Raw genomic sequence first — 8,896 nt, forward strand, 5'->3', positions numbered from 1 at the left:
ACCCGTCCCACGGAGCAACCGACCGAGCTACGGTGGCCGAACCCCTGGATCCGGCAGTGACCCTCCCGTGAGCCTCCTGCGACTGTGTTCCGCTCGCGACGTGGCGGACTTCGCCGAGTGGTACCGCGCGGGCGCCGAGTACACCGACCGCGTCGCCGACGGCATGGGCTTCGACCGCGACGGCGCGGACAGGATCGGGGCCGATCCGGTCGCCGAGCCGGCGGAGACGGTCGCGGCGCTGCGCGAGGGGCGGACGGACCTGTCGCCGGCGGCGTCGCGGGTCGTCGCCGCGACGTACCTCGGCGACGCCGCCTTCGGCCGGCCGTTCCTGGCGTACACGCCGCGGTGGTACCGCCTCGCGCTGGCCGGCCCGGTCGCGCTGGCGGCGCGTCGTCTCCGGCGGGTGGCCGCACCGTTCCGCGAGGGCGTCGACACCGCCGTCGACTTCGACTTCGGCGACGGCGACCGGCGGGCCGACGCCTCGCGGACACGGGCGCGGGAACCGGAGTACACCCCGCCGTCCGGGCTCGCGGTCGGCGCCGACGCGGTCGCGTCGGTGCGCGATTCGGGCGGGTTCGAGGCGTTCGAGCGCTCGTTCGTGCTCGCGGACGCCGTGTTGCACACGGAGTGGTTCGCGCACGTCGCCGACGCCGCCGGGATCGCGGTGCCCGAGGGGCTGATCGAACGCACGGTCCGGGAGTCCGCTGCGTACTACACCGGTCGCCGTGAGAGTCTCTCCCCCGACGTGCGGCGGTTCCAGCGGCTGCTGTTCCTCGACGACGCGTGGGTCAGGGACGTCGACGCGAGCTACCGGCTGAACTCGGCGCTGTTCGGCGTGTGGGAGCGGATCCTTGGGGAGGAGCGGCGGCGACTCGAACGAGCGAGTCGACGCTAACGCCGATCGGAAGGCGGCCGGGAAGCGATTTCGAGGGAGGCGAGAGCGGAACGAGACGGGGGGAGGGCCGAACGGGGTTTGAGGGGTCGCGGTCGAACGCCCCGTCAGCGGGAGCGCGTGTCGCTCGCGTATCCGCGCCCGAGCGCCAGCGAGGCCGCGTGCGCGAGGATCAGGCCCGCGAGGAGGAGCGGTCGCGTCGAGGCGGCGCCCGAGACGAGCGCCGGGAGGTACGCCAGCGGGAGGAGGGCGGCCAGCCAGAAGGCGACCGTCTCGCCCATGCGGACGGCCCCGTCGAACGCCGCGCTCGCGGAGGCGGCCGTTCGGCGGGCGAGCTGTGGTGCCGACACGTCGTCGGCGTCGGGGACGGGAACGGAGGGTGTTCGGTCGGTCGTGGACATAGGTTGGGCGTACCCGGTACGTGGAACCGGGACCACGTATAGTCGCCAGACCGTTGGCGGCGCTTCGCTCGGTTCACGGGCCGTTCACGACCGTTCGCGCCGCGGTCGAGGGGCGAGACGGTCGATTCACGACTGTTTCTTAGACAGTTAGACTATTCACCGGCTTCTCTCAGGGCGTTATAGAGGGACTATCCGGGTCGCCGCCGTCCGGGTTCGAACCGCACGGTTCGTGCGGTCGAAGCGCACGCTTTGCGGCGATGTCCGCCGCGACGCGAGGGCTTTGGGCGGACGGAGTGTTTCGGTTCGTATGAACTTCCCCTCCGCGCGTCGCCCCCGCATCGATCGCGGGACGGCGCTGGTCGGACTCGCCGCGGTCACGCGAGTCACCGCGGGGGCCCTCCTCGGCACGTCGCTGGCGGTCCACGTCGGGCGAACCGGGTCGGCGCTCGAGGTGTCGCTGCTGGCGACAGCGTTCTCGCTCGGCATCATCCTGTTCGCGCCCGTCTGGGGCGCGTTCGCGGACGTGACCGGTCGCCGGAAGCTGATCCTCGTCGCTACCGGCCTCGGCGCGACGCTCGCGCTCACACCGCTGATCGCCGTCGACGCCGTCGCGGCCGCCGCCTCGGCTGTGCTCCCCGTCACTGTCGACCCAGTGTGGATTCAGGTGCTCGTGCGCGGGCTGTACGCGGTCTTCATCGCCGGCTTCGGGCCGCTGATGTTGACGGTCGCCTCCGAGCGCGGCGGTCCCGGCGGTCGCGGGAAGTCGGTCGGCTCCTACAACGCCTTCACCGCCGCGGGGTCGGGCGCCGGCCAGTTCACCTCGGGGCTGCTCCTCGGCGCGCTCGTCCCCGGCGACGTGTACGTCGTCGTCGCGGGCGTCTCGCTGCTGGCGACCGTCACCGTCGCGCTCGTCGACCCCGGCGACGCGGCGCCGGACCCCGACGCCGACTCGCTCCCGCGGGAGATCCGGTCGCGGCTGCTGCCCGGCGCCGGCGAACGCGGCCACCTCTCGACGAACGGGCTCGGGTGGCTCTACCTGGGGCTGTCAGCCCGACAGGCGACCGTCTCGGGCGTCGGCGCGCTCATGCCCGTGTACATCGTGGCGACCTTGGGGCTCCCGGAGGCGTGGATGGGCGCGGTGCTGGCGTTCAACCCCGTTTCACAGACCGCGTTGATGTACTACCTCGGCGGCGTCGTCGACGAGCGGGGGCGCAAGCCGATGATCACGCTCGGGATGGCCGGCTCGGCGGTCTTCGGCCTCGTCGCGGCGGCGGCGGTGTTCGCGCCCGGCGGGCTCGCGGCCGCCGGCGTCGTCGCGCTCGGCTACGTCACGCTCGCGGTCGCGTTCTCGGCGATGTGGACCGGGTCGGTCGCGTTCGTCGGCGACGTGGCGCCCGAGAACCGCGAGTCCGAGCTGATGGGATTGGCCTCGACCGCGCGGTCGGTCGGGGGCGTCGTCGGTCCCCTCGGCGTCGGCGCCGTCGCCACAGTCGCGGGCTACCCGACGGCGTTCGCGGCGGCGTCGGTGCTCGCGTTGGCGGCGGCCGCGGTCGTCTCGCTCCGCGTCGCCGAGAGCCGCCCGGCCGCCACCGGCGCCGGCGCGGGAACCGGCGTTCCCGCGGACGACTGACGGGACCGTCGTGGCGAACGATCGCCGCGCCGCCGACCCACTTTTGCCCTCCGGGGTCGACCGCCCGTCCATGCGAGACATCGACGGCGACGCGGTCGCGATCACGGGCGCGAGTTCGGGCATCGGCGCGGCGACGGCGCGGACGCTCGCGGCGGCGGGCGTCGACCTGGCGCTGGGCGCCAGACGCGAGGACCGGCTGGCCGACCTCGCGGCCGAACTGGAGACCGACCACGGCGTCCGCGTCGAGGCGACCGCCGTCGACGTGACCGAACGCGAGCGGGTGGAGGCGTTCGTCGAGGGCGCCGCGGAGGCACTCGACGGGCTCGACGGCGTGGTCGTCAACGCGGGCGTCGGCCTCGACGGCGACCTCGACTCGATGTCGATCGACGACTACCGGACGATGATGGGCGTCAACGTCGACGGCGCCTTTCACACGGCGCGGGCGGCGCTCCCGCACCTCCGCGAGTCCGACGGGACGCTCGTGTTCGTCGCCAGCTTCGCGGGCGAGTACCCCCGCCCCGGTAACCCGGTGTACGCCGCGAGCAAGTGGTGGGTCCGCGGGTTCGCCCACAGCCTGGAGGGCAGCGTCGGCCCCGACGGCGTCGCCGTCAGCGTCGTCAACCCCACCGAGGTGCGCACCGAGTTCGCCAGCGAACAGGGGGCATCCTTCGAGGACCAGTTCGACTCGGGGGACGTGACGGACCCGGGAGCTATCGCGGACGGGATCCGCTTTTGTCTCTCCCAGGAGGGCACCGACACGGTGAGCGAACTCGACCTGTACCGCCGGGACAAGTTCGCCGGGTGGTAGGCCGGTCGGCGCGGTCGCGCTGCCGCCGCTCACCCCGCCCCGAGACCGCCGCCGGATCTGATAGAAACAACCGTTAACTCCGACCGCGTTATTTGTTCACACGGGTGATCCCCGATGTGCCACTTCGAACCCTACAGAGCCGAAGGCGACTACGAGTTCCCGGAGGAACCGGAGGAGCGCGACGAGGAAGCCGAGTTCGAGGCGGCCGAGGACGTCCGCATCGTCGCCGACGGCGGCGACGAATAGCGTCCCCGGACCCCGGACCCGTCGCGGGCGACCGCGACCGGCTGGCGCGCACCGGCGACGGCGGACGGTTGCTCGCCGCGTTCGCCCACCCGCGATCGATTCTTTTCCACGTTCCGTGAGGTGCCGACCATGGGCACGACCGACGACCCCTACCGGCTGGTCGAGTGTTCCGACTGCGGCGCCCTCGCCGTCGGCGGGGACGAGGTCGGGTGTTGCGGGTCCGCGATGACCCCCGTCGGCCGGCCGGGCGACGACGCGACAGACGCCACGCCGTCGCCGGGTGCTCCCGACCGCGCGGACGACTTCGGGGATCCCCCGGAGCCGGACCTGGACGAACTCCTCCGGGTCGTGTTCGGCATGTCGCCGGCGGAGCTGGACGTGTGCCTGTGTGTCATGGAACACGGAACGCTCACCGTCGCGGAGCTGACCGACCGGGTCGGCTACGACCGCAGCGTCGTCGCGCGCCACCTCAACCACCTCGCGGACCTGGGCGTCGTCGAGAAGCGCCGGCAGATCCTCGACCGCGGCGGCGACGTGTACGTCTACACCCCCGAGTCCCCCGAGACCGTCCGTCGGCGGTTCCGCGAGCTGTTCCTCCGATGGGCCGCCGCCGGCGTCGACCGCATCGACGACCTGAGCCGCCGGAAGGTCGAGGGGATCGCCGAGGCTGGGTCGGCGACAGAGTGGACCGTGTTCAGGGAGTCGTAGCCCCGGCGGAGATCGGAACGGGACGCCCCGACCCGGAGAGGGTGTCCCTCCCCGGCTCGGTCAGGTCAGACCGCGTCCTCGATCGCGACGTAGACGCCGCCGAGGACGAGCCCGTAGACGACGTGCCACAGCAGCGACGGAGGCGCGAAGTTGGGAAGCGGCGGACTCGCCGGCGACCCGACGGCGCTCAGCCACAGCGGCATCACCAGCGCCGCGAGGACCGCCCAGGTGACGACGCCCCAGCCGACGCCGAGGCCGACGACCTTCGCGTCGGAGTCGACCCCGACCGCGCCGGCGATGCCGGCGAAGGCGACCCCGAGTACCGCGCCGTGAGAGACGTGGACGACCATCCCGACGCCCGGGGTCGGCGGCGGCGCGAGCCCGTACAGCGACGGGATCGCGACCGCGATCGTCGGCGGATTCATGGCGATCACCAGCACGCCCATCGCGATCCCGCCGGCGATCCCGGCGAGCGTTCCCGCGCGCCAGTTGCCCGGCGGCGATTCGGTACCGTGTGCGGACTCAGTCTGTGTCGACATGCGCGTCAGCGGTTCGGCGGACCGCCCCAAAACGCCTCGTCGGACGCCGTGTCGCGCGACACGACGGCGGTAGCGTTAAATACGAAAACGTGTGGAACGACAACAGGCCACGTGGTACAACGTTGCGTGGGTCGGTCGTTCCCGTGAGGGCGGCGCGAAGACGAACGATCCGAGGATCGGTAACGCGAGGGTCCGGGCGTCTGGGCGTCCCGGGCCCCGGACCGGCCTCAGAAGGTGGTGATCTCGTAGTCGTCGTCGACGAGGCTCCGGATGCTGGGGTGGCCGTCGTGCTCGTCCAGCGTCACGAGGCCGGCGTCCTGGACCGCGTCCTCGACGCCGAAGGCGCCCGAGCAGTAGTCACAGACGGAGGTGTCGTCGCGAACCGACCGATACAGTTCGTGGTAGTCGCTGGCCTCGTCCTCGAGCTCCGGGACCCACTGTGTCCCCGCGCCGTCGAAGATGAGCTCGAGTTCGTCCTCCTCGTTCTCCGCGAACTCCTTGGCCGCTTCCAGGCCGTTCGCGAGGCGACCGAGGTTCTCGTGACCGTCCGTTCCTGCCAGAATGATGATGGCTGCCTTCGTCATGGCGAATCAGCATACTGCAAGCCGACGGATAACTCGACCGTGGCCGTGCGGTGCCGACGCGCTCGGGCGATGTTTTTATAAAGGCGTTCGCGTCCGTCGGACCGAACGACCGTCGCCGCGGTGTCGGCTGACGATCGCGGCGGCGGAGGCAACCTTATTGTCACACGTTGTCAATGCTCTAGGCATGGGAGTCGAATGTGCGATCTGGCGGGCTTGCACCGGCGAGGAGGCGGTGGCACGCGCGAGCGACGCGTCGCCGCCGCGGTCGTTCCGCAACCGGCCGGTCTGTCGGGCGTGCCTCGACGCGCTCGAGGCGGACCCGACCGTGACCCTGGAGATCGCCGAACGGTTCTCCGCGCGCCCGGCCTGAGCGCTCGCGGCCGTCGCGGGGATCGCGGTCGACTCAGGCGTCCCCGTCGCCGCCGGCGTCCTCATCGGCCGCCTCGAGGAGCATCACCGCACAGCCCATCAGCGCGACGTTCTTCAGGAAGTTGATCTTGTTGCCCTGCCGTTCGCCGCCCTCCTGACGCCAGAAGTCGTGAATGACGGGCGTCGTGCTCGCGAAGAACACGATGAGCGCGCCCGCGGCGAGGCGGGGGAACCGCCACAGGAGGATGCCGACGTTCGCGACGAACAGCATCCCTGTGGCGAACGGGACCGCGACGTCCGGCATCGGGACGCCCTTCTCCTCGGCGATCCCCACGCGCTTGTCGTTGTTCCGGAAGCCGTCGATCGCCATGTACGCGAGGATCCCGCCGTACATGAGCCGTCCGAGCCGTGAGGGTGCGTCGCCGGCCATCGTCAGATCGCCTCGATCCGGCTCACGTTCGTCCCCACGCGCCCGACGGTGTGGTACTCCCCGTCGTCGCCGCGGCGGATGATCCGCCCCTCCACGTCGTCGCGGACGTCGGGCACGTCGAACAGCCCGGAGCCACAGAGCACGTCGCCGTCGTGGACGGTCCACGTCTCGATCACCTCGTGGGGCTCGCCGGGGTACGGCACGCGCTCGAAGTCGCGCCCGAAGTTGGTCGACTCGAACAGCGCCGTCTCGTGCTCGTCGTTCACCCACGCCGGCGGCGCCTCCTCGCCGCCGCAGAAGAACACCGTCCCGTCGTGGACGAACACCCGCCGGATGTACGAGAAGTCGTTGCCGCGGTCGACCCGGTTCCACGAGTCGCCGGCGTCGGTCGTCCGCCACAGCCCGCCCTCGCCGACCGCGTGACCGAGGCCGAGGTTCTCCAGGTCGTGGTCGAGATACCCCGTCGTCGCGAGCCACACGTCCTCGGAGACGGGGAGGACCTGGTGGACGTCGTCGACGATGGTGTCGCGGCGGTCGCGCCACGTCCGCCCGCCGTCGTCGCTCAGGTGGATCCCGCCGGCCTCGACGCCCGCGATGAGGTGGTCGGGACGACCCGGAACGACTTCGAGGGCCCGTAGGCGGGCGTAGTGAGGGTCGATCGGCGACTCCCAGTGACCGCGGGAGGGCAGGTCGCGAAAGCCCTTCAGTTCCGCCCACGTCTCGCCCTCGTCGACCGAGCGGAACACGTACGGGTCGTTGGTGCCCGCGTACCACGCGCCGTCGCGGGTCGCGAGGATCGACCACACCTCGCTTTGCCCGGCGTGCCAGAACCGGTCGCCCAGCGGGACGCCCAGATCGGTCCAGGTGTCGCCGCCGTCGGTCGAGCGGAACGCGCCCTCCGAGGAGGCGACGAACACGCCCTCGGTGTGGTCGAACGTGCGGACCGCGGTGACGACGCCACACTCCAGCACTCGCTCCGGATCGCCTCGCTCGAACGGGACGGCGTCGACGCGGTACAGCCCCTCGTCGGTCCCGATCAACAGTGACATATCGTGTGTCAACGCATCCCAGATAATAAATATTTACCAAGCTGTAAACCGCTAAGTGCCGCCGCGATCACGGTCATTGTAACGACGGTGGCGGCCGCACGCCGGACCGACTTCCCGCCGACCCAACGGGGACGACCGCCCACGACCGCCCACGACCACCCACACACACGACCCACCCATGACCGACACTTACCCCACCGCCCGCCCGACGGACGCGACGTATCTCGACGAGGACCTCGACCTCCCGACGGAACTGCTGAACACGCCGTGGATCGACGGCCACAACCACGCCCACACGCTGTCGTACGAGGACCGCGAGCGGTACGCCCTCTCGGGGTGTGCAGGGATGGTGATGGTCTCGTCGGGCTACCACTGGACCCCGTACAAGCCCGTCCGGGCGTCGGACATCCGCTACCTCTGGGACGACGCGATCAACCGCCGGGCAGCCATCGAGCGCAACCACTTCTTCGAGGCGAAGCTCGGGCTCGGGATCCACACCGGCGTCCGGATCGAGGACCCCGACGCGGTGCTGGAGGCGATGGACGAGTACTGCGAGCTGGACGAGGTCGCTGTCGTCGGCGAGACCGGCGTCACCCCGAGCCAGCACGTCGAGGCGTGGGACCTCGACGAGCAGCGCGCCGTCGTCGAGGCCCAGATGGGGATCGCCGCCGACCACGACCTCCCCGTGATCCTCCACACGCCGAACACGTCGCCGCCGGCGAAGCGGTCCTACCGCCCAGAACTCGCCACCCCGGGCTACGAGAAGAACCCCGGCCTCGGTACCGAGCCGGTGATCGACGGCGACAACCCGGCGCTGGAGGCGGTGAAGATCGACGTGGCGGCGGCCCACGACGCCGGGCTCCCCGAGGAGCGGGTGATCGCCTCCCACGCCGACGAGAACAACACGGCGTACCTGATGGAGGAGACCGACTGCTACCTCAGCTACACCATCGGCCACTCGTGGCTCGTCGGCGTCGACGCCGCGACCGTCGCGAACGCCATCGACGAGTACGGCCCCGAGCGGATCATGATCGACACCGACTGCGCGAACGTCCTCCGAACGGACCCGTACGCGATCAAGCGGGCGATACTCGAGCTGTACCGCTACGGCATCGACGCCGACGACATCCGCACGGTCGTGTGGGAGAACCCGAAGCGGGTGCTCGGGTTCGAGGAGTAGCTGGAACCGGTGGGAGTTCGCCGGTCGGTTCGGGGTGGCGCTGCTGCGGTCGGATCACGG

At 71.1% G+C, this 8,896-nt stretch carries 12 protein-coding genes; 7 read left to right on the top strand and 5 right to left on the bottom strand.

The genetic code is table 11. The annotated features are described in order from the left end of the window. Window positions 1-67 precede the first annotated feature (67 nt). Window positions 68-895 (top strand): DUF8116 family protein, encoded by an 828-nt coding sequence (locus tag K6T50_RS11245; protein WP_222606683.1) that lies wholly within the window; start codon window positions 68-70, stop codon window positions 893-895. 104 nt (window positions 896-999) lie between these two features. Here the strand turns inward: K6T50_RS11245 and K6T50_RS11250 are convergent, their stop codons facing one another. Next, a complete protein-coding gene (locus tag K6T50_RS11250; RefSeq protein ID WP_222606684.1) occupies window positions 1,000-1,293 on the bottom strand; it encodes a DUF8028 family protein in 294 nt (97 codons plus the stop codon). 307 nt (window positions 1,294-1,600) lie between these two features. Between K6T50_RS11250 and K6T50_RS11255 the strand changes: the two genes are divergently transcribed. The 4 genes from K6T50_RS11255 (at window position 1,601) to K6T50_RS11265 (ending at window position 4,685) form a co-directional block, all read left to right on the top strand. After that, a complete protein-coding gene (locus tag K6T50_RS11255; protein ID WP_222606685.1) occupies window positions 1,601-2,923 on the top strand; it encodes an MFS transporter in 1,323 nt (440 codons plus the stop codon). 70 nt (window positions 2,924-2,993) lie between these two features. Beyond that, on the top strand, window positions 2,994-3,731 hold the full coding sequence (locus K6T50_RS11260; RefSeq protein ID WP_222606686.1) for an SDR family oxidoreductase: 738 nt from the start codon (window positions 2,994-2,996) through the stop codon (window positions 3,729-3,731). A 114-nt stretch (window positions 3,732-3,845) separates the two neighbouring features. Then, window positions 3,846-3,977, top strand: a complete 132-nt coding sequence (locus tag K6T50_RS19150; RefSeq protein ID WP_275673101.1) for a hypothetical protein — start codon at window positions 3,846-3,848, stop codon at window positions 3,975-3,977. A gap of 129 nt (window positions 3,978-4,106) precedes the next feature. Next, on the top strand, window positions 4,107-4,685 hold the full coding sequence (locus K6T50_RS11265; RefSeq protein WP_222606687.1) for a MarR family transcriptional regulator: 579 nt from the start codon (window positions 4,107-4,109) through the stop codon (window positions 4,683-4,685). Between the two features lie 65 nt (window positions 4,686-4,750). Here K6T50_RS11265 and K6T50_RS11270 read toward each other — a convergent pair whose 3' ends face one another. Both K6T50_RS11270 and K6T50_RS11275 read right to left on the bottom strand, forming a co-directional pair. Further along, window positions 4,751-5,224, bottom strand: coding sequence for a histidine kinase (locus K6T50_RS11270; protein ID WP_222606688.1), 474 nt, complete (start codon window positions 5,222-5,224; stop codon window positions 4,751-4,753). Between the two features lie 227 nt (window positions 5,225-5,451). Continuing rightward, on the bottom strand, window positions 5,452-5,808 hold the full coding sequence (locus tag K6T50_RS11275; protein WP_222606689.1) for a hypothetical protein: 357 nt from the start codon (window positions 5,806-5,808) through the stop codon (window positions 5,452-5,454). 184 nt (window positions 5,809-5,992) lie between these two features. Here K6T50_RS11275 and K6T50_RS11280 point away from each other — a divergent pair, with 184 nt between their 5' ends. Then, window positions 5,993-6,178, top strand: coding sequence for a hypothetical protein (locus tag K6T50_RS11280; RefSeq protein ID WP_222606690.1), 186 nt, complete (start codon window positions 5,993-5,995; stop codon window positions 6,176-6,178). Window positions 6,179-6,211: 33 nt separating this feature from the next. Here the strand turns inward: K6T50_RS11280 and K6T50_RS11285 are convergent, their stop codons facing one another. Together K6T50_RS11285 and K6T50_RS11290 are read right to left on the bottom strand one after the other, a co-directional pair. Then, window positions 6,212-6,607: a DoxX family protein gene (locus K6T50_RS11285; RefSeq protein ID WP_222606691.1), complete on the bottom strand. Its 396-nt coding sequence runs from the start codon at window positions 6,605-6,607 to the stop codon at window positions 6,212-6,214. Between the two features lie 2 nt (window positions 6,608-6,609). Continuing rightward, complete coding sequence (locus K6T50_RS11290) at window positions 6,610-7,656, bottom strand: WD40/YVTN/BNR-like repeat-containing protein (protein WP_222606692.1); 1,047 nt, start codon at window positions 7,654-7,656, stop codon at window positions 6,610-6,612. Window positions 7,657-7,834: 178 nt separating this feature from the next. On the opposite strand from K6T50_RS11290, the gene K6T50_RS11295 reads away from it, so the two are divergent. Further along, window positions 7,835-8,836 (top strand): TatD family hydrolase, encoded by a 1,002-nt coding sequence (locus tag K6T50_RS11295; RefSeq protein ID WP_222606693.1) that lies wholly within the window; start codon window positions 7,835-7,837, stop codon window positions 8,834-8,836. The last annotated feature ends 60 nt before the right edge of the window (window positions 8,837-8,896 follow it).

It is taken from the genome of Halobaculum magnesiiphilum, from assembly GCF_019823105.1.
Lineage (GTDB): Archaea > Halobacteriota > Halobacteria > Halobacteriales > Haloferacaceae > Halobaculum > Halobaculum magnesiiphilum.